Annotated in this window: 15 protein-coding genes; 5 read left to right on the top strand and 10 right to left on the bottom strand. The window is 74.1% G+C overall.

The features are described from left to right. Positions 1–75: 75 nt before the first annotated feature. Complete coding sequence (locus tag ACIRQ7_RS22415) at positions 76–1,920, top strand: glycoside hydrolase family 15 protein (protein WP_404264612.1); 1,845 nt, start codon at positions 76–78, stop codon at positions 1,918–1,920. A 104-nt stretch (positions 1,921–2,024) separates the two neighbouring features. Here ACIRQ7_RS22415 and ACIRQ7_RS22410 read toward each other — a convergent pair whose 3' ends face one another. The 3 genes from ACIRQ7_RS22410 to ACIRQ7_RS22400 all read right to left on the bottom strand — a co-directional run bounded on the left by ACIRQ7_RS22410 (position 2,025) and on the right by ACIRQ7_RS22400 (position 5,750). Continuing rightward, entirely contained in the window at positions 2,025–3,434 is a 1,410-nt protein-coding gene (locus ACIRQ7_RS22410; protein WP_404264611.1) for an MFS transporter, read from the bottom strand. A gap of 79 nt (positions 3,435–3,513) precedes the next feature. Next, positions 3,514–4,683 (bottom strand): beta-1,3-glucanase family protein, encoded by a 1,170-nt coding sequence (locus tag ACIRQ7_RS22405; RefSeq protein WP_404264610.1) that lies wholly within the window; start codon positions 4,681–4,683, stop codon positions 3,514–3,516. Then, positions 4,680–5,750 (bottom strand): glycoside hydrolase family 16 protein, encoded by a 1,071-nt coding sequence (locus ACIRQ7_RS22400; RefSeq protein WP_404264609.1) that lies wholly within the window; start codon positions 5,748–5,750, stop codon positions 4,680–4,682. The genes ACIRQ7_RS22405 and ACIRQ7_RS22400 overlap by 4 nt, the downstream gene beginning before the upstream one ends. Positions 5,751–5,892: 142 nt before the next feature. Here ACIRQ7_RS22400 and ACIRQ7_RS22395 point away from each other — a divergent pair, with 142 nt between their 5' ends. After that, on the top strand, positions 5,893–6,942 hold the full coding sequence (locus ACIRQ7_RS22395) for a LacI family DNA-binding transcriptional regulator (RefSeq protein WP_404264608.1): 1,050 nt from the start codon (positions 5,893–5,895) through the stop codon (positions 6,940–6,942). A 127-nt stretch (positions 6,943–7,069) separates the two neighbouring features. Then, the gene (locus tag ACIRQ7_RS22390) at positions 7,070–8,707 is read left to right on the top strand and encodes a PucR family transcriptional regulator (protein ID WP_404264607.1); all 1,638 of its coding nucleotides are present in this window, start codon (positions 7,070–7,072) and stop codon (positions 8,705–8,707) included. Between the two features lie 358 nt (positions 8,708–9,065). On the opposite strand, the gene ACIRQ7_RS22385 is transcribed toward ACIRQ7_RS22390, so the two are convergent. The 4 genes from ACIRQ7_RS22385 to ACIRQ7_RS22370 form a co-directional block, all read right to left on the bottom strand. After that, the gene (locus tag ACIRQ7_RS22385) at positions 9,066–10,220 is read right to left on the bottom strand and encodes a glycosyltransferase family 4 protein (protein WP_401473969.1); all 1,155 of its coding nucleotides are present in this window, start codon (positions 10,218–10,220) and stop codon (positions 9,066–9,068) included. Positions 10,221–10,613: 393 nt separating this feature from the next. Then, a complete protein-coding gene (locus ACIRQ7_RS22380) occupies positions 10,614–11,399 on the bottom strand; it encodes a hypothetical protein (RefSeq protein WP_404264606.1) in 786 nt (261 codons plus the stop codon). 216 nt (positions 11,400–11,615) lie between these two features. Continuing rightward, the gene (gene recN, locus ACIRQ7_RS22375) at positions 11,616–13,343 is read right to left on the bottom strand and encodes a DNA repair protein RecN (protein ID WP_404264945.1); all 1,728 of its coding nucleotides are present in this window, start codon (positions 13,341–13,343) and stop codon (positions 11,616–11,618) included. A 148-nt stretch (positions 13,344–13,491) separates the two neighbouring features. Further along, positions 13,492–13,737: a hypothetical protein gene (locus ACIRQ7_RS22370; protein WP_404264605.1), complete on the bottom strand. Its 246-nt coding sequence runs from the start codon at positions 13,735–13,737 to the stop codon at positions 13,492–13,494. On the opposite strand from ACIRQ7_RS22370, the gene ACIRQ7_RS22365 reads away from it, so the two are divergent. Both ACIRQ7_RS22365 and ACIRQ7_RS22360 read left to right on the top strand, forming a co-directional pair. Next, a complete protein-coding gene (locus ACIRQ7_RS22365; protein ID WP_404264604.1) occupies positions 13,736–14,902 on the top strand; it encodes an FtsX-like permease family protein in 1,167 nt (388 codons plus the stop codon). The genes ACIRQ7_RS22370 and ACIRQ7_RS22365 overlap by 2 nt on opposite strands. Positions 14,903–14,921: 19 nt before the next feature. Then, entirely contained in the window at positions 14,922–16,562 is a 1,641-nt protein-coding gene (locus ACIRQ7_RS22360; protein ID WP_404264602.1) for a S41 family peptidase, read from the top strand. Positions 16,563–16,606: 44 nt separating this feature from the next. On the opposite strand, the gene ACIRQ7_RS22355 is transcribed toward ACIRQ7_RS22360, so the two are convergent. The 3 genes from ACIRQ7_RS22355 to ACIRQ7_RS22345 are packed head-to-tail and all read right to left on the bottom strand — an operon-like array spanning position 16,607 to position 18,667. Beyond that, the gene (locus ACIRQ7_RS22355; RefSeq protein WP_403677539.1) at positions 16,607–17,485 is read right to left on the bottom strand and encodes an NAD kinase; all 879 of its coding nucleotides are present in this window, start codon (positions 17,483–17,485) and stop codon (positions 16,607–16,609) included. Between the two features lie 59 nt (positions 17,486–17,544). Beyond that, positions 17,545–18,360 carry a TlyA family RNA methyltransferase gene (locus tag ACIRQ7_RS22350; protein WP_401473982.1) on the bottom strand — a complete coding sequence of 272 codons (816 nt, stop codon included), beginning with the start codon at positions 18,358–18,360 and terminating at the stop codon, positions 17,545–17,547. A 7-nt stretch (positions 18,361–18,367) separates the two neighbouring features. Next, a complete protein-coding gene (locus ACIRQ7_RS22345; protein ID WP_404264944.1) occupies positions 18,368–18,667 on the bottom strand; it encodes a hypothetical protein in 300 nt (99 codons plus the stop codon). Between the last annotated feature and the right edge of the window lie 49 nt (positions 18,668–18,716).

The raw sequence follows: 18,716 nt of genomic DNA, 5'->3' as shown, positions 1-18,716 counted from the left end.
ACCACCCCCGCCGCCCGATTTCCGGTCCCGCTGCTCGGCGACGTTTCATGGGCAGGACGGACAGACACACGTCCCATGGGGGGCGTCACTCCAGTTCGACGGGAGAGGCACGTGGCCGGGCGCATCGAGGACTACGCACTCATCGGCGATATGCAGACCGCCGCTCTAGTGTGCCGGGACGGCACGGTCGACTGGCTGTGCCTGCCCCGCTTCGACTCTCCGGCGGTCTTCGCGGGACTGCTGGGCACCGAGGAGCACGGATTCTGGCGGATGGGACCGGTGAACGGTTCCGAGGAGCGGCCGCTGCCGGCCGACCGCCGCCGCTACCGAGGCGATTCACTGGTACTGGAATCCGAGTGGGACACCCCGCGCGGCACGGTACGGGTGATCGACTTCATGCCGCCGCGCGACGGCGCGCCGCAGGTCATCCGCATCGTGGAGGGCGTCAGCGGCCGCGTTCCGATGCGCTCGGAGCTGCGGATGCGGTTCAGTTACGGCTGGGTCGTGCCGTGGGTCCACAAGGTGGACGGCCGGACGGTCGCGGTCGCCGGGCCGGATTCGGTGTGGCTGGACTCGCCCACCGACACCTACGGCAAGGACCTGACGACGTACTCCGACTTCACGGTCGGTCCCGGCGAGCGCATCGCGTTCACGATCAGCTGGGAGCCCTCGCACCACCGGCCGCCGGCCCTGCCGGACCCGGAGGGGTCCCTGGAGGCCACCGAGGACTTCTGGCGCGAGTGGGTCGAGCACTGCACCTACCACGGCCCCTACCGCGACGCGGTGGTCCGTTCGCTGATCACGCTCAAGGCCCTGACGTACGCGCCGACCGGCGGGATCGTGGCGGCGCCGACGACCTCGCTGCCGGAGTGCGTGGGCGGCGTACGCAACTGGGACTACCGCTTCACCTGGCTGCGGGACGCCGCGATCACGCTCTCCTCGCTGCTGCGCACCGGCTACCGCGAGGAAGCGCGGGCGTGGCGCGAATGGCTGCTGCGCGCGGTGGCCGGCGATCCGGAGAACCTCCAGATCATGTACGGCATCGCCGGTGAGCGGGAGTTGGGCGAGAACGAGCTCAGCTGGCTTCCGGGGTACGAGAATTCGCAGCCCGTGCGGGTCGGCAACGGCGCCGCGGGCCAGCTCCAGCTCGATGTCTACGGCGAGGTCACCGAGGCGCTGCACCTGGCGCACATGACCGGCCTGGCCCGCAACGACTACGCCTCCCTCCTCCAGCTGAAGCTGATCCGCTGGGTGGAGAAGCACTGGGACGAACCGGACGAGGGAATCTGGGAGGTGCGCGGCCCGCGCCGCCACTTCGTGCACTCCAAGGTCATGACCTGGGTCGCGGTGGACCGCACCGTCAAACTGATCGAGTCCGGGGACGTGGACGGTCCGCTGGAGCGGTGGAAGGACCTGCGCGAGACCATCCACCGCGATGTGTGCGAGAAGGGGTACGACAAGGAGCGGAACACCTTCACCCAGTCCTACGGCTCGCAGGAGCTGGACGCCTCGCTGCTGCTGATCCCGCAGATGGGCTTCCTGCCGCCGGACGACAAGCGCGTCATCGGCACGATCGAGGCGATCCAGCGGGAGCTGGGCACCGAGGACGGCTTCGTCCTGCGCTACCCCACGTCCGGCGCGGACGACCTCGGGGTGGACGGCCTGGAGGGCGAGGAAGGGGCCTTCCTGGCCTGCTCGTTCTGGCTCGCCGACGATCTCGCGATGATCGGCCGGGTGGAGGAGGCCCGCAAGCTCTTCGAGCGGCTGCTCTCCCTCCGCAACGACCTGGGGCTGCTGGCGGAGGAGTGGGACCCGAAGCTGAAGCGCCAGGTGGGCAACTTCCCGCAGGCGTTCAGCCATGTCCCCCTCATCGACACGGCCCTGCGGCTGACGGCGAGCGGGGCCTACGGGGGCGGGTAGCGCCCGGCCCCCGCAGATCCCAGCACCTCTTCGTTCTCCGGTCCGCCCCGGTCGTCGTCCGCACACGCGGCGTACGGCCGGGGCGGACCCGTTTTCGCCGTACGTCAGGTGCGGGAGCGGGGGGCCAGGGCGAGGACGAGGACGGGGAGGATCAGGAGGCTCGCGGCGGCGTTCAGGCCGCTGTAGCCGATCAGGGCGACGAGGCCGCCGGCGAGCGCGCCGCCGGCCGCGCCGGCCAGGTTCATCAGGGTGTCGGCCAGGCCCTGGACCTCGGAGCGGTGCTCGGGCGCGGTGGATTCGGTCAGCAGGGTCGAACCCGCGACGGTGGCGCAGGACCAGCCGAGGCCGAGCAGGAACAGCCCGGTGACGACGGCCCCTTGGGAGTCGCCCGCCGTACCGGCGACGACGGCCGCGCAGACGTAGATCAGCTGGCCGGCGAGGATCACCCGGATCCGGCCGATCCGGTCGGTGAGCCAGCCGATGAGCGGCGACAGCGCGTACATCCCGGCGATGTGCAGGCTGATGCTGAAGCCGACGACGCTCAACGCGGCGCCGTGGTGGGCGAGATGGATGGGCGACATGGTCATCACGGACACCATGACGGCATGGCCGAGCACGGTCGCGACCAGTCCGAGCAGCGCCGCGGGCGAGGCGCGCACATGGCGCAGCGCGGCGGCGATCCGGGTGGTGAACGGGGCGGGGCGCGTGCCGGTGGGCGTGGGGCCGCCGGGGAGTGCCGGCCGCCCGTCGGCGGGCGCGTCCTCGGTCTCCCCTCGTGCCAGGGCGGCGGCCAGGCGCAGCGGGTCCGGGCGGAGGAGGAACCAGATCAGTGCCCAGCCGATCAGGAACGCGCCGACGGAGAAGACGAAAGTGCCCGCCTCCTGGGGCTCTCCCAGGGCGCGGGCGACCGGCTCTCCCGGGCCGCTGAGGTTGGGGCCGATGACGCTGCCCAGGGTGGTGGACCAGACGACCAGGGAGAGGGCGCGGGCCCGGTGGGCGTCCTCGGCCAGGTCGGCCGCGGCGTAACGGGACTGGAGATTGGCTGCCGTGGCGGATCCGATCAGCAGGCTGCCGGCGAGCACCAGCGGGACCCAGCCGAGCCGGGCGGCGACGAGCACCAGCACCGAGCCGGCCGCGGCGATCAGCCAGCCCGTGCCCAGGCCGATCCGGCGGCCGCGGGAGCGGGACAGCGTGGCGAGCGGGATGCCGAACAGTGCGGCGCCGAGGGTGGTGCAGGTGGTGGCGAGGCCGGCTCCGGCGTCGGATCCGGTGAGCCTGCCGACCAGCAGCGACCCGGAGGCGAGCATCGAGCCCATGCCGATGCCGGCGATGATCTGGGCGGCCATCAGGACCCGGACCGTACGGCGCTGCACGACGGCAGCCCGCGCGCGGTCCGGGTCCTGGGGTATCCCCGGTGGGCCCGGCCGCCCTGGTGTCCCGGGCGGGCCGGCCGTCCCGCCGTCGGGACATCGGCCGCCGGCGGGATCATTGCGGGGGTGTGCGGTACCTGACATGCGGCACAGCGTAAGAGCGGGAAGGTGCCTGGTACAACGACTTCACGCCGGACCGGCCGCCCGGCGGCCGCGGGTCAGATCAGAACGGGGTGAGGGTGAGGGTGATCTCCTTCGGGGCGCCGTCCTCGATGTACGAGGCGAAGCCGACGACGTCGTCGAAGGCGAAGCCGTACGCCTTGCCGTCCTCGGTCGCGGCGTGCATCGCCTTCGCGTAGTGGTGGGTGAGCTGCTCCTGGTAGAAGGCGGCCGGGTCGGTGGTGGGCTGGGCGGCGTTCGCGGTGAGCGTCGAGCGGTTGAGGGCGGCGCCCAGGATGGCGGCGACGGGGCCCAGGGTGCCGTCGTTGGGGGCGGCCAGGGTGCCGTCGCAGAAGAGGACGTCGCGGGTGGAGGGCTTGTCGAAGGAGACCGAGCCGGGGCCGGTGAAGGCCAGCTTGCCGCCGCTGACCCGGCCGGTGAAGGTGCCCGCGTTGGTGGTCACCTTCAGGTCCTTGCTCTCGTAGGCGGACCAGGCGTCGTCGATGGCCGGCCCCAGGTAGTCCTTGCCGAACAGGCCGCTGTCCAGGCCGTGTCCGGGCGCGATGACGCGCTTGTCGCCGATCACCAGCTTGTCGAAGCCGTCGGCGCCCTTGACGTCCGCGAAGATCTTGGCGCGCGCACCGTCCTTCAGCGTCCCTGCGGTCTGGTCCTTGGCGCCGGTGAGCTTGATGGCGAGCGGGACGCTGAACATGTCCACCATGGTGGTGTTGCAGTACATGCCACCGGAGTTGTAGGTGAACTCCGCGCAGTCGTGGATGACGTCGTAGTTGGGGTCGGAGGAGACCCAGCCCGCGGGGTAGGCCAGCGCGGCGTTGCCGTTGCCGTCCTCGACGGCCTTGAACTTCAGCTTGGCGCCGAGCGCGGTGTAGATCCGGCCGGACATCTGCGGCAGTTGCAGGGTCGTGGTGCCGCTGCCGGCGAGCGGTATCGCGTAGTCGGTGAAGCCGTCGGAGCCGTTGTCGGACATGGCGACCGGCTTCAGCTCGCCCTCGGGGGTGACCCGCACCTGCTGCTTGCCGTCGTTGCCGACGATGTAGACGTAGACCGAGGAATTGGCGTACTCGCCCGAGTTGTTGACGATGTGCAGGGGCATGCCGGCGGCGGCCCGGCCGGTGGGCGCGGGCGAGCCCATGGCACGGCCGGCCAGGACGATTCCGGAGGCGGTGGCGGCGCCGGCGGCGATACCGCCGAGCAGGCTGCGGCGAGAGATCATGAGGTGGCTCCTTGCGGGGCGAGGCGCTGAGCGGTGGGGGCGGAGGCGAGGTGCGGGGCGTCGGCGCGGGAGGCGCCGGTCCTGGAGCTGCCGGTCTTCGCCGACTGTTCGACGGAGACCGCGACGTGGTCGACGAGCAGGGAGGCGCCGGACCTGGTGGCGTCGGTGGGGGTGGCGGATCCTGCGGCGCCGTCCGGGAAGGCACCGCCCATCGCGAGGTTGAGCAGCAGGAAGTGCCCGTGATGGGTGGCCTTCGCCCAGGTGTCGGCGTCCATCTCGGACGCGGCCACGGTGTGGAACTTCTGGCCGTCGACGTACCAGTTCAGCGATTCCGCGGCGCTGTCGGTGCGGTCCAGCTCCAGCGCGTAGGTGTGGTAGCCGGCCTGGCAGGCGGTGTCCGGGCAGGCGCGTGAATTGCCCTTGCCCTGCGTCTCGTTGCACGGCCCGCCGGGATTGACGCCGCAGTGCAGGACGCCCCAGACTTTGTTGATGCCGTTGACGTTCTCCATGATGTCGAACTCGCCGACGCCCGGCCAGTTCTGGTAGTTGCCGCGGTAGTCGGCGCCGAGCGTCCAGAAGGCCGGCCAGTAGCCGAGCGCCTCGTCGCCGGAGACGTCCGGCATCCGGATCTTCGCCTCGATGCGGAGCTTGCCGCCTTCCGGGGCGGCGAAGTCGGTGCGCTGGGTCTCGATGCGGGCGGAGGTCCATTCGGCGCCGTCCTTCAGCGCCGTGATCTTGAGGTGTCCCGAGCCGTCGAGCTGGAGGTTCTCGGGGCGGTCGGTGTAGTTCTGGCGCTCGCCGGTGCCCCAGTTGCCGGGGCCTCCGGGGTAGCCGTGACCGGTGTCGATGATCCAGTCGCCGGCGGAGGGGCGCGATCCGGCAGCGCCGTCGAAGTCCGTGCGCCAGACTTCCTGGAAGGCGGCGGGGGTGGCCTTCCCGGCGGCGGACTTCCCGGCCCCGGAGGGCACCTCCCCGGCCGAGGCCGTGGGGAGGGTGAGGGCGCAGGTGGTGACGAGGGCGGTGCTCGCAGCGAAGATCAGTGCTCTCGTTCGGAATCTCATGCTCATGACATTCTCTCCTCGGCACAGTGGGGGGTCATGAGGAGTTCTCTGGGGGTACACGTTGTGAGAGCGCTCTCATATCGTGTGTGAGGGAACCCTGCCGACTCGACGGCACACCGTCAAGTCACCGCGTGAAAAAAGGAGTTGGATGGTGTCTGAACCGAACGGTCCGCGACCGACCCTGGAGGCGGTCGCGGCCCGCGCCGGGGTCTCGCGCGCGACGGTGTCCCGCGTGGTCAACGGCGGTGCGGGCGTACGCGCCGCGGTCCAGGAGAAAGTCCGCCAGGCGGTGACCGAGCTGGGATACGTGCCGAACAGCGCGGCCCGCTCGCTGGTCACCCGCCGTACCGGCGCGGTCGCCGTGGTCATCGCGGAACCCGAGACCCGGGTCTTCAGCGACCCGTTCTTCGGCCGCCAGCTCCGCGGCATCAGCCGCGAACTGGCAGCCGCGGACACCCAGTTGCTGCTGCTGTTCGTCGAGCACCGCGCCGACTACGACCGGATCGGCCGCTATCTGTCGGCCGGCCATGTCGACGGCGCGCTGATGTTCTCGCTGCACCGCGACGACCCGCTCCCCGAGATCGCCCGCAACGCCGGACTGCCCACGGTCTACGGCGGCCGGCCCGGCTGGGCGGACGCCGACCGCGCGCCGCGCCCGCTCTACGTCGACACCGACAACCGCGACGGCGCCCGCCAGGCCGTGCACCACCTCCTCGGCAGCGGCCGGCGCCGGATCGCCGTCATCACCGGGCCGCTGGACCAGACCTCGGCGCTGGACCGCCTCGACGGCTACCGCGACGCCCTGGGCACCGCCGCACCGGACCCGCGGCTGATCGCCGACGGGGCCTTCACGGCGGCCGGCGGGGAGCGCGCGATGGCCGAACTCCTGGACAGCGCACCGGACCTGGACGCCGTCTTCGCCTGCTCCGACCTGATGGCGAACGGCGCCCTGCGCACCCTGCGGGCCTGTGGCCGGCGGGTGCCGGACGACGTGGCGGTGGTCGGCTACGACGACCTGGAGCCCGCCGCCTGGGCGGATCCGCCGCTGACCACGGTGCGGCAGGACGTGGAGGAGATGGGCCGGATGATGGCCCGGCTGCTGCTGCGCCGGCTGGCACCGGGGGCGGACGACACGGACCGGGCAGACCTCGCACCGGTGATCACGGGGGCGAAGCTGGTGGTGCGGGAGTCGGGGTGAGGGGGCCGGGCCGGGGGCCGGGCAGGCGGGGCCGGGCTGCCGCTCGGCGGGGAGCGGCTCGTCCCCGTGGCCCGCGCCCCCGGACGGGACGACTCCGGATAGCGGACTACGGGTACCGTTCCAGGCCATGGGGCCGGAAGCGAAGATCGAAGCCGAGATCACGGTACGCCGGGCACTGGAGCTGCCCGCGCTGCGGCGCGGGCTGCCCGAGGTGCTGGCCGGTGAGGACCGGCTGGACCGCGCGGTGCGCTGGGTGCACGCCGGGGAGGTTCCGCATATCGCCTCCCTCCTCAAGGGCGGCGAGCTGCTGCTGACCACCGGTCTCGGGCTGAGCTCCCGGCCGGCCGAGCAGCGGGCCTTCATCCGCAAGCTCGCGGACCGCGAGATCGCTGCTCTCGTCGTGGAGCTCGGATCGCGTTTCGAATCGCTGCCCTCCGCGATGGTCGACAGCGCACGGGACTGCGGCCTCCCGCTGATCCAGCTGCACCGCGAGGTCCCCTACGTCACGGTGACCGAAGAGATCCACACCGAGATCATCAACAGTCACTACACCCTGCTGCGGCGGGCCGACGAGATCCTGCGCCGCTGCACGGACGTCCTGCTGCGCGGCGGCGGCGCTCCCGAGGTACTCCGGCTGCTGGCCGTCTTCACCGGCAACCCGCTCTGCCTTGAGGCCCCCGACGGCAGCCCGCTCTACGCCGCGGGGCCGGACGGCGACGACGACAGCGGCGGCCCCGCCGACGCCGACCCCCTGCTGGCCTGGGAGGGGCTGCGCGACACGGGCGTACGCATCGACGTCCCCGGCGGCGGCCACGGCCCCGACGCCGTCCGCGCCCGCCTCGTCCTGCTCCCCGTCAACACCCCCCTGGCGCCCGTCCACCGGATCACCGCCGAACGCGCCGCCGACCTGCTCGCCGTCGTGATGCTGCAGTCCCGCCAGGAGGAGGTGCTCGCGGCACGCGGGCGGGGCGACTTCCTCGCCGACCTCTCCGAGGGCCGCATCTCCGCGACCGAGGCCCCGGCCCAGGCCCGCCTGCTGGGCTTCCGGCCCGGCTCGGACCCCGTGCTCCCGGTGGTCATGAGGCTGCCCGCCGGGCTCCCCACCCCGGGCAGCTGGGCGCTCCTCGCGCAGGCACTGCGTACGGAACTCGCCGCCCCGGGCGTGCCCGTCCTGCTCGGCGTACGCCCCGTGGAGGGCCGGGTCCCGGTGCTCGTGGCGCTGCGCGCCGGACAGGACCGCGACGCGCTCGCCGACCGGATCGCCGAGGCGCTGCGCGCGGGCGTCGTCCGCGCCGGCCTGGACCGGCCCGCCGCGCACCGCCCGGTGGTCGTCGTCGGCACGGCGGGCGACTGGGCCGCGGCCGGCCCGGGGCTGCGGCACGCGGCGGAGGCGGCGGCCGCGGCCCAGGGGCTGCCCGACCAGCCCTGGTACGACGCCCGCCGCCTGGACATCGAACTCCTGCTGTGGCGGATGCGCGAACACGGCGAGCAGGGCGTCCTGACGGACTTCGTGGAACGCGCCATCGGCCCGCTGCTCGCCCACGACCGCGGCGCCCGCCAGCCGCTGCTGCCGACGCTGGAGGCCTATCTGGCCAGCGCCGGGCGCAAGGCCGAGACGGCGCGCGACCTCAACGTCAACCGCCAGACCCTCTACGACCGCCTGGCCCGCATCGCCCATCTCCTGGGCACGGATCTGGACGACCCGCAGACGGTACTGGGCCTGCGACTGGCCCTGCGCGCCCGCCGCCATGCGGACAAGGGGTGAGCGGAGAGGGAACGAGGAAGGGATCGGGCGGCCGGCTGCCCGGACAGAGGGGACGGTCAGGGGCTGCCTGCGCCGGCCTGCCCGGCGATCGTCGGCCCGGCCATCGTTCCGGCGCCGGGAGTCGGCAATTCACCCGGCGGTTGCGCGCTCCGGAATCGCGGTGCACCCGGAGGCGCCGCCGTCGCCACCGCGGTGAGCAGCGCCGGGCAGCCGGACGGACGCCGCATGCCGCGTCCGTCGCGGCGGCTCTCCTCGCGTACCCGGCTCCGGTCCGGGGCCCTGGCCGGCCGCCGCGCCTCCTCGGTTGACGCACTACGGCCAGGCGGCCCGGCAGCCCGCCGCCCCCGACGGCCGCGCGCTAAATCGGCTGTGCCAGCTCGTCGTAGACGCTGAGGACCTGCGCGACCGTGTCGTCCTCGCTCGGCCAGCCGGCGGCCTGGGCGCGTCCCGCGGCGGCGAGTCCGTCGCGGCGGGCGGGGTCGTCGAGGAGGCCGAGGACGGTGCGGGCCAGGGCGGCGGCATCGCCGTAGCGGACGAGTTCCGCGGCGCGGCCGACCAGTTCGCGGGTGCCGCCGGTGTCGGTGGCGACGAGCGGCACACCGGCGTGCAGCGCCTCCTGGGCGATCAGGGAGCGGGCTTCCCAGCGGCTGGGCAGCACCACCAGGTCGGCGGCGGCGAGGAGTTGGGGTACGTCGTCGCGGCGGCCGAGCAGCTGGACGGGCAACTGCTCGGCGTCGATGCGCCGCTGGAGCGCCGCCCGTTGGGCGCCCTCCCCCGCGATGGCCAGCAGTGGCTGCGGATCGAGGGCGCACCACGCGTGCGCGGCGTCCAGCAGCAGGTCAAGGCCCTGGTGCGGGTCGAGGCGGCCCACCGCGAGCAGCAACGGGCGGTCCACGGCGCCCAGTTCCGCCCGCTCCTTGTGGCGCATCCGGTCGTGTTCCTCGGGCTCGGACGGCGCTCGGCCGCCGCGCCGGGGGCGGGGGATCGCCACGGGGGCCAGGCGTGCGTCGCGTGCGCCGCGCTCACGCGCCCGGTCCACGAGATCGGAGCAGACGCCCAGCACCACGGCTGCCGCGCGCGCCACCCGCCGCTCCATCAGGTGCACGAGGCCGGCCCGCGCGCCCGCGGTGTGCGCCTTGGTGTGCCAGGTGATGACCAGGGGGACGGGCCCGCCCCGGGGGCCGCGCAGACCGCGCAACGCCATCGAGGCGCGCATGCCGGCCCGCAGGCCGTGGGCGTGGACGAGGTCGGCGTCCCAGCAGGCGCTGCGCAGCGCGGCCACCGAGGCCGGGTCCATCCGCGGGGCGACCGGCGCGAACCGTGCGCCGGCGCCCACGAAGTCGTAGGTCTCCTCGGCGCCGGGGGTGGCGCAGACCGTTACCCGCACCCCGCGGGCGACCAGTCCTTCGGACAGCGAGCGGACGTGCGCGGCGCTGCCCGCGCTGCCGTGTCCGAGCACCTGGACCGTGCGCAGCGGCGACTGCCCGTGCGACGAGGTCGGGGTGCTGGTCACGTGGTCGGAGCTCCTGGGTCGGAAGGTATGGACCGTACCGGTGGGGCGGTCGGTGCGGGGTAAGGCGAAGCGGTGTACGGCGCGTTGCCCGCGGCGACGCCGTGCGCAGCCGTACGGACGTCCCTCCCGACGGGTGGGACACCACTGGCCGGGCAGGCCGGGCAGGACGCCGCGAGGGTGCCCGCTCTGCGCACCGCGCCCAGGATGCCAGTCCGGCGGCGCCGATTCGGTACCGTCCGGCCGCCGTTCCGGTGGGATGTCTCACCCGCAACTCCACGGGATCACCCACATGGGCGACAAACCGCCCGCTCCGTTCACCATTTGGTTGACGCCCCGCGGGCGGTCCGGTCACGATCCCGCCCTCCGGGAGGCACCGGGCCGGGGGCCCGCGCGTCAGATCGCGGCGGCCGCCCGGCTGATACGGTCCCCTGCCACCGCGGCGGCGACCACGGCGGCGGCGTGCACGGCCAGTCCGTTACGTCCGTTTCCGGCGGCGACGGCCAGCCCGAGGGATGCCCCGAGGGCGTGCACGCCGGAGTCCCCGAGCATCGTGCGCTCCCCCAGGTCGTCCCGGACGACCGCGGCGACGGCGCCGATGGGCGCCGCAGCCAGCGTGCCGGCCGGGCCGCCGCGCAGCAGCCCGCGGGCGCCGAGGGCCAGTACGGCGCCGGCCGCGCGGCCCGGCCTGACGTCGAGGAGGTTCACCAGATGGGCCGACCCGGCGATCACGACGCCCGCCAGCAGCTTGTCGGCCGGGCGCTCCTTGAGCAGGGCGCCCGCGGCGAGCCCGGCGGCGCCGATCCCGAACAGCTTCACCGCTCCGCTGGTCACCTCGCCGTGGCGGAGCGCCGAGAGGTGAGCGCGAAACCCGCGCCGGGGGTCGCCGGCCCCGGACACGTCGTCGTACGCCCCGCAGGCACCGGCGGCCGACACGGCCAGGGCCGCCGCGGTGCGGGTGCGGGCGGGCAGCCCCGGGGCGGTGACGGCGGCGAGCGCGGTGCCCGCGGTCGTCGCGAGCCCCGCGTGCAGGTGCACGGTCCGGCCGGCGTAGTTCTTCCGCTCCCAGAAGGCGGCGGCGCCCGGTGGCCGGCTCCGCAGCGCCCCGTACACGGCCCGTGTCGCCCCCGCCGCCCCGAGCAGCGCCGAGATCGGTCCGCGCACCCTGCCGCCTGCCACCATGTCTCTCCTCTCGCGCGGCACGCTGCCCCGCTCGACTCCCGTCACCCTGGAGGGCGAGATCATCGCGGCGCCTCCAGGATTACTGCTCTGGCCTGGGCCGATGCGCGTGTCCGTAAGGCAGGGTCCGAGCCGAACGCGGCGGGCGCCGGGCCGCACTCCGGCCGGGAGCGGCACGCCAAGAGGCGCCGCCGGGCCTGCCGGCCGCTTCGGTGACGGCTACCGCCCCGTGCGCGCCGTCTCCAGGAGTTCCTCGGCGTGCGCCCGAGCCGTTTCGGAGTCCTCCTGGCCCGCGAGCATCCGGGAGAGTTCGCGGACCCGCTCCTCGCCCTCCAGGACGGTGACCCCGCTCCGGGTGACCGACCCGTCGTTCGTCTTCTCGACCAGCAGCTGGCGGTCCGCGAACGCCGCGACCTGCGGGAGGTGGGTGACGACCACGACCTGCGCCGACTTCGCGAGCCTGGCCAGCCGCCTGCCGACCTCGACGGCCGCCTTGCCGCCGACGCCCGCGTCGACCTCGTCGAAGAGGTACGTCGGCACGGGGTCGGACCCGGCGAAGACGACCTCGACGGCGAGCATCACCCGGGACAGTTCACCGCCGGACGCGCCCTTGGCGACCGGCCGGGGCGGGGCGCCGGGGTGCGGGGCCAGCAGGAGTTCGACCTCGTCGGCGCCGGCCGGGCCGTAGGCGACGGTGCGGCCGCCGACCTCGACGCCGTCCGCCCCCTCCGCCACCTCGGTCTGGCGGATGTCCACGCTCACCCGGGCGTGCGGCATGGCGAGTTCGGTGAGTTCGGCGGTGACCGCGTCGGCGAACCGCTCCGACGACGCGGTCCGGGCGTCGGTCAACGCCTGTGCCAGCTCGCCCAGTTCGGCGCGGAGGGCGTCACGCTCCTCGGTCAGCTCCCCGATCCGGTCGTCGTCGCCCTCCAGTTCGGCGAGCCGCGCGGCGCTCTCCTCGGACCACGCCAGTACGGCGGCGATGTCCTCGCCGTACTTGCGCGTCAGATGCGTCAGGGCGGCGCGGCGCTCCTCGACCGCCGCGAGCCGCAGCGGGTCGGCATCCAGGCCGTCGGCGTAGCCGGCCAGCTCGCCGGCGATGTCGGACATCAGGATGCCGACCTCGCCGAGCCGCTCGGTCAGGGTGGACAGCACCTGGTCGTGGCTGCGTACGGCCTCCAGGGCGCGGTGGGCGCCGGCGACCAGGGTGGCCGCGTCCACCGCCTCCAGGTCCTCCAGGTCGCCGGCCAGCGCGGCGTGCGCGGCGGTGGCGGCGGAGGCGAGGGCCTCGGCGTGCCCGAGCCGTTCGGCCTCGGCGGCGAGTTCGACGTCCTCACCGGGAAGGGGTTCGGCCGCCGCGATCTCCTCCAGGCCGAAGCGCAGCAGGTCGGCTTCCTGGGAGCGCTCGCGGGCCAGCGTCGTCAGTTCGTCCAGCTCGGTGGCGACGGCACGCAGCCGCCGGTGGGCGGCCGCGTACTTGGCGAGCGGGACCGCGACCGCGTCCCCGGCGTAGCGGTCCAGGGCCTGGCGCTGGCGAGCGGGCCGCAGCAGGCCCTGCTGGTCGGTCTGGCCGTGCACGGCGACCAAGTCGTCCGCCAACTCCCCCAGCAGGCCGACGGGGACGGACCGGCCGCCGACGTGTGCGCGGGAGCGGCCCTCGGCGGAGACGGTGCGGCTGATCAGCAGCGCACCGTCGTCCAGTTCGGCGCCGGCCTCCTCGGCCCGTACGGCCGCCGGGGCGCCGGGCTCCATGGTGATCCGGCCCTCCACCACCGCCGACTTGGCGCCGATCCGCACCAGGGCGGGGTCGGCGCGGCCGCCGAGCAGCAGGCCGAGGCTGGTGACGACCATGGTCTTGCCCGCGCCTGTCTCGCCCGTCACCGCCGTGAAGCCCGGGGACAGCTCGACAACGGCGTCATCAATGACACCCAGGGACCGGATCCGCATCTCCTCCAACACGGATACGACCTTACGAGGTCCGGGGACCGCCCCGCGACGGCCTCCCCCTCCCTCCTGCCCAGGACCCTGCGGAAAACCCCACCGAAAGCCGGGTGGATCCCTCATGGTGCGGGGTCACGCACGGCCGCCAGGCTGATCACGGAACGGAACGGGTGGGCGCGACGAGTGGGTCGCGGAAGTGATCGAAGGGTGTGCTCATGGCCAGCGGATTGGCGCGTGCGGCGTTGCGCGGCCACCGGCCCGCGTTCGTGGGGACGGCGGTGGCGACGCTGTTCGCCGCGACGGTCGTCGGTGCGTCGACGACGATGCTCGTGGCGACCGGCACGGACAGTGTCCCGTCCACCGCGCGGCGGGCGATGGAGGCCGCACACGTCGGGGACATGGCAGTCGTCCTCCTCATCGGTTCGATCTATATGTCGATTTTCGTGGTCGCCTCGACGATGGGCACGGCCGTCACCCAGCAGCACCGCGAGTTCGCGATGCTGCGCGCGATCGGTGCCCGGCCGTGGCAGATCCGCCGGGCGACCGCGGCCCAGGCGGTGGTGGCCGCCGTCCCGTCGGCGCTCGCCGGGTGTGCGCTCGGTGCCGTACTGGCGCGGTGGTGGTTCGGCGGCATGGTCGACCAGGGGCTCGTCCCGCGCGCGGTTGCCTTCCATTTCAGCTGGGTGGCGCTGCCGGTATGCCTGGCGGTGGCGGTGATCACCTCGGCGGTGGCCGGGCTGCTCGCGGCGAGCCGGTTCGCGGCGCTCCGTCCCGCGCGGGCCCTGGAGGAGGCGGCGGCGGGGCGACGGGAGCTGGGGCTGTTGCGGCTGCCGCTCGGGCTCGTCGCGGTGGCGGGCGGGGTGGTCGTCTCCCGGCTGCTGGCGGGCCAATCGTCCGATGAGGCGAGCCAGGGGGCGTTCCTGGTGCTGCTGCTCTTCTGCTTCGGCGCGGGGCTGTTGGGGCCGCGCCTGGTCAGCCCGGCGGCCTGGCTGGTGTCCCGGCTGATCGGCCGCTTCGGCAGCGCCGCCGAACTCGCGATGCAGAACGTCACCACGCAATCGCGCCGCTTCTCGGCCGCGGTCGTCCCGCTGGTCCTGGTGGTGGCGTTCGGCACCACCAAGATCGCGGTGCGTACGACCGCTCAGCACGCGACCGGTTCGGCGGGACCCCCGGGCGAGGTGTGGCTGGACTACATCGGCACCGCCCTCTATGCGGGCTTCGCCGCCATCGCCGCCGCCAACACCCTCGCCATGATCACCGCTGAGCGGCGCCGCGACATGGCGCTACTGCGGCTGATCGGCTCGCATCCGCGCCAGGTGCGGGCGATGGCGGCCTGGGAGGCGGCCGTGGTCGCGGGGACGGCCCTGGTCCTCGGCGCGGCCATCGCGCTGTTCACCCTCGCCCCGATGCTGCGGCAGGCGTTCGGCAGCCCGCTGCCGTACCTCCCCTGGACGACGGCCGGGGCGATGGCCGGCGGCACCCTCCTGCTCGCCCTGCTCGCCACCGGCCTGCCCGTCCACGTCATCCTGCGCCGCCGTGCCACGGAAACCCTGGCAACGGCCTGACTCCCAGCGAGGTACCCCCATGCGAGACCCTGAGCCGGACCCCGGGACGCCCCCGGTTCACGCCCCCGAGATCCCCCGCGGTCCGGGCCGCCGCCGCACCCCACCGCCGGCCCGTACGGGAGGACCGGCCGCCGCGGACCCGTCCGGGCCCGGCACCGGGGCCCGGCCGGCCGAGCCGGAGGCCCGGCGACGGCCCCCGCGCCGCCCGGGACGGCCGGCCCTGCTGGCCGCCGTGGCCGCCCTCGTCACCGCTGCCGCGTGCTCGGCTCCGGCCGGCCCGCACCGCGCGGACGGCGCCGCCCCGGCAAACGGAAAGCCCGCGGACCGGGCCGGGCGCGGGCCGTCGCCGGAGGGCATCTGGCGGATGGACGGCTACGGCACCCTCGTCGTCATCAAGGGCCGCAGCCTGAAGAGCTACGACATCACCGCGGTCAGCTGCCTGCCCGGCACGCTCACCGGCACCAGGACGGGCGCCGCCGATGCGCACGGGAGCGTGTTCACGTCCGGCGATGCGGCCCCCGTCAGCGTGACGCCGGAAGGCAAGGACCGCGCCCGGCTGTCCCTCGCGGACAACGTCGGCCGCCGCGTCCTGCACCGCACCGGCGCCCTGCCCGGCCGCTGCCGCACAAGCCCGCCGCGCGACCCCCGGGCGGTCTTCGACGTCTTCTGGCAGACCTACGCCGAGAATTACCCGTTCTTCCGGGCGAAGCACATCGACTGGAACGCGGTCCGCGACCGCCATCGCCCCCGCGTCACGGCGAAGACCACCGACGGTGAACTCTTCGCCGTGCTCCGCGAGATGATCGAGCCGCTGCACGACGCCCACACCCGGCTGGTGGCCTCCGAAGACCTGTGGTTCGCCGGCACCCGCCCCGGCACGGTCCTGCCCACACCCGGATCCATGGCCCGTACCGACAAGGCGATCGCCGCGAACCTCGGCCCGGGGGTCCGCCTGCGGCACTGGGCCGGCGGAAAACTCTCCTACGCCGATCTCCCGGGCCGTATCGGCTACTTCCGCGTCACCCAGTTCGCCGGATACACCGAGAAGGGCGACTACGCCGGCGATGTCGCCGAGCTCGACCGGGCGCTGGACGCGGTGTTCACCAAGGCCCGCACCCACGGCCCCGCGGCGCTGCGCGGCCTCATCGTCGACCTGCGCCTGAACGGCGGCGGTGCGGACCCCCTCGGCCTGCGGATCGCCTCGCGCCTCACCGGCCGCCCGTATCCCGCGTACACCAAGCGGGCGCGCAACGATCCGCACGATCCGGGGAAGTTCACCGCACCGCAGCCGATCCGGGTCGCCCCGCACCGAGGCCCGGCCTACACCGGCCCGCTCACGGTGCTCACCGGGCGGCTGACGATCAGTGCGGGCGAGACCTTCACGCAGGCCCTGATGGAACGCGCCCCCGCGCCCGTCCGCATCGGCGAGAACACCCAGGGCGTCTTCTCCGACACCCTCGGCCGCACCCTCCCGAACGGCTGGTCCTTCGCCCTCCCCAACGAGGAGTTCCTGACCTCCGACGGCCGCACCTTCGACGGCGCGGGCATCCCCCCGCAGATCCGCACCCCGGTCTTCACCGAAGGCGAGCTCGCCGCGCACCGCGACTCCGCCCTGACCCGCGCCCGTGCGCTCCTCGCGCACCGGCCGCCGGGGAGGTGACGACGCTGCCGTCCCCGCCCGGCCCCGGCCCGCCGGGGCGGGTCTCAGTGCGGCGCTCCCCGCCACCCCGCCACCGGAAGGGCGAACTTGGCGACCAGACGATCGGTGAAGGAGGCATGGTGCAGTCGCGCGAGACGTACGGGCACCGCGCCGCGGCGGACCTCCACCCGGGCACCGGCCGGGAGTTCGACACTGCGGCGGCCGTCGCACCACAGCACCCCGTGCGGGGTCTTGGGCTGCACCTCGACCGCGAGCACCGAGTCCGGCGAGGTGACCAGCGGCTTGGCGAACAGCGCATGGGCACTGATCGGGACCATCAGCAGCGCCTCGACCTCGGGCCAGACCACCGGCCCGCCGGCCGAGAAGGCGTAGGCGGTCGAGCCGGTCGGGGTCGCGCAGACCACGCCGTCGCCGCCGAAGCGGGACACGGGCCGGCCGTCGACCTCGGTGACGACCTCCAGCATCCGCTCCCGTGCGGCCTTCTCCACCGACGCCTCGTTCAGCGCCCAGTCGGTGTGCACGACGCTGCCGTTGTTGCGTACGAGGACGTCGAGCGTCATCCGCTCCTCGACCTCATAGGTGCGGGTGACGACCCGGTCGACGACCTTGTCGAGGTCGTCGCGTTCGGCCTCCGCCAGGAAGCCGACCCGCCCGAGGTTGACGCCGAGCATCGGCACCCCGGAGGTCCGGGCGAAGTCGGCGCCGCGCAGCAGCGTCCCGTCCCCGCCGAGCACCACCAGCAGTTCGCAGCCCTCGGCCGCGCACTGCTCCGACTCGACGCGTTCGACGGACGCCGGCAGCGGCAGATCCGCGGCCTCCTCCGCCAGCACCCGTACGCCGATGCCGCTGCGCAGCAGCCCCTGGACGACGAGTTCGGCACTGCGGATGGCCGCCGGGCGGCCGGTGTGCGCGAGCAGGAACACCGTCCGCCCGGCGCCGCTGTCCTCGCGTGCTGCGCTGCCTTCAACTGTCTGGGATGTGGTCAACGGGGCCCCTCCGCCACTGCACGGTCGACATCCGCCGGGTCGAGTGCAGGCGCCCCGGCGCGCAGCCACAGAAAGTACTCGACATTTCCCGAGGGGCCCGGCAAGGGGCTCGCAGTTACGCCAAGAATGCCAAGTCCCAGCTCCGCCGCCCGGCCGGCGACGGCGCGCACCGCCTCGGCCCGCAGCTCCGCGCTGCGCACCACTCCGCCGCTGCCCAGCCGCTCCTTGCCGACCTCGAACTGCGGTTTGACCATCAGCACCAGATCCGCGTCGGGCGCCGTGCAGGCGACGAGTGCGGGCAGGACGATGCCGAGCGGGATGAAGGAGAGATCACCGACGACGATATCGACGGGCTGCGCGTCGATCTGTTCGAGCGTCAGCTCGCGTACGTTCGTCCGGTCCTTCACGGTGACCCGGTCATCGCTCTGCAGGGACCAGGCCAGCTGTCCGTAGCCCACGTCGACGGCGACCACGTGTCCGGCGCCGGCCCGCAGCAGGACGTCGGTGAACCCGCCGGTCGAGGCCCCGGCGTCGAGTGCCCGCCGGCCCTCGATCCGCAGACCGAGCGGGACGAAGGCGGCGAGCGCGCCGGCGAGCTTGTGGCCGCCGCGCGAGACGTAGTCGGGGTCGCTCGCGTCCTCGCGGACGACCACCGCGGCGCTGGTCTCCACCTGGGTGGCCGCCTTGGTCGCGGTCCCCCCGCCGACGGTCACCCGGCCCGCGGCGATCAGCTGGCTCGCGTGCTCGCGCGAGCGGGCCAGCTTGCGGCGCACCAGCTCCGCGTCGAGTCGGCGTCGTGCCACTCCTGCCACCTGTGGTTCAGCTCCTGATGTCGTGCGTCGTCGAGGAAGGGGCGGGCGGCCCGGGGCGCTGGTCGAGGGCGGCCAGCGCGTCGCGCAGCCCACGGTGCACATCCTCGTACACCTCCAGGTGGCCGCTCGCGGGGAGGTGGTCGGCGTCGGCAAGCCGCCCCAGCCGGGCGTCGATGGCGGCGTCGCCGGTCGGTGTGACCACGACGCCGAGCGGCTGCGGCTCGGCGGGCCCGACCGCTTCGGCAGGCCCCGCGGGCAGGCCGGGACCGCCGGGCCCCGCGACTGCCTCCGGCTCCGGGCCGGACATCGGCTCTTCCATGTCCCTGACGCTACCTTGACCAACGGTGCCGACGACG

This window comes from Streptomyces sp. NPDC101393 (assembly GCF_044767385.1).
Lineage (GTDB): Bacteria > Actinomycetota > Actinomycetes > Streptomycetales > Streptomycetaceae > Streptomyces.
This window is presented reverse-complemented; position numbering and strand designations above follow the sequence as displayed.

Coding starts and splice junctions, on each gene's coding strand:
- ACIRQ7_RS22345 (WP_404264944.1), bottom strand. CDS start 18,667: ATGTCCGGCCCGGAGCCGGAGGCAGTCGCGGGGCCCGGCGGTCCCGGC.
- ACIRQ7_RS22405 (WP_404264610.1), bottom strand. CDS start 4,683: ATGATCTCTCGCCGCAGCCTGCTCGGCGGTATCGCCGCCGGCGCCGCC.
- ACIRQ7_RS22380 (WP_404264606.1), bottom strand. CDS start 11,399: ATGGTGGCAGGCGGCAGGGTGCGCGGACCGATCTCGGCGCTGCTCGGG.
- ACIRQ7_RS22400 (WP_404264609.1), bottom strand. CDS start 5,750: ATGAGCATGAGATTCCGAACGAGAGCACTGATCTTCGCTGCGAGCACC.
- ACIRQ7_RS22370 (WP_404264605.1), bottom strand. CDS start 13,737: ATGTCCCCGACGTGTGCGGCCTCCATCGCCCGCCGCGCGGTGGACGGG.
- ACIRQ7_RS22365 (WP_404264604.1), top strand. CDS start 13,736: ATGGCAGTCGTCCTCCTCATCGGTTCGATCTATATGTCGATTTTCGTG.
- ACIRQ7_RS22415 (WP_404264612.1), top strand. CDS start 76: ATGGGGGGCGTCACTCCAGTTCGACGGGAGAGGCACGTGGCCGGGCGC.
- ACIRQ7_RS22360 (WP_404264602.1), top strand. CDS start 14,922: ATGCGAGACCCTGAGCCGGACCCCGGGACGCCCCCGGTTCACGCCCCC.
- ACIRQ7_RS22395 (WP_404264608.1), top strand. CDS start 5,893: ATGGTGTCTGAACCGAACGGTCCGCGACCGACCCTGGAGGCGGTCGCG.
- ACIRQ7_RS22390 (WP_404264607.1), top strand. CDS start 7,070: ATGGGGCCGGAAGCGAAGATCGAAGCCGAGATCACGGTACGCCGGGCA.
- ACIRQ7_RS22410 (WP_404264611.1), bottom strand. CDS start 3,434: ATGTCAGGTACCGCACACCCCCGCAATGATCCCGCCGGCGGCCGATGT.
- recN (WP_404264945.1), bottom strand. CDS start 13,343: ATGCGGATCCGGTCCCTGGGTGTCATTGATGACGCCGTTGTCGAGCTG.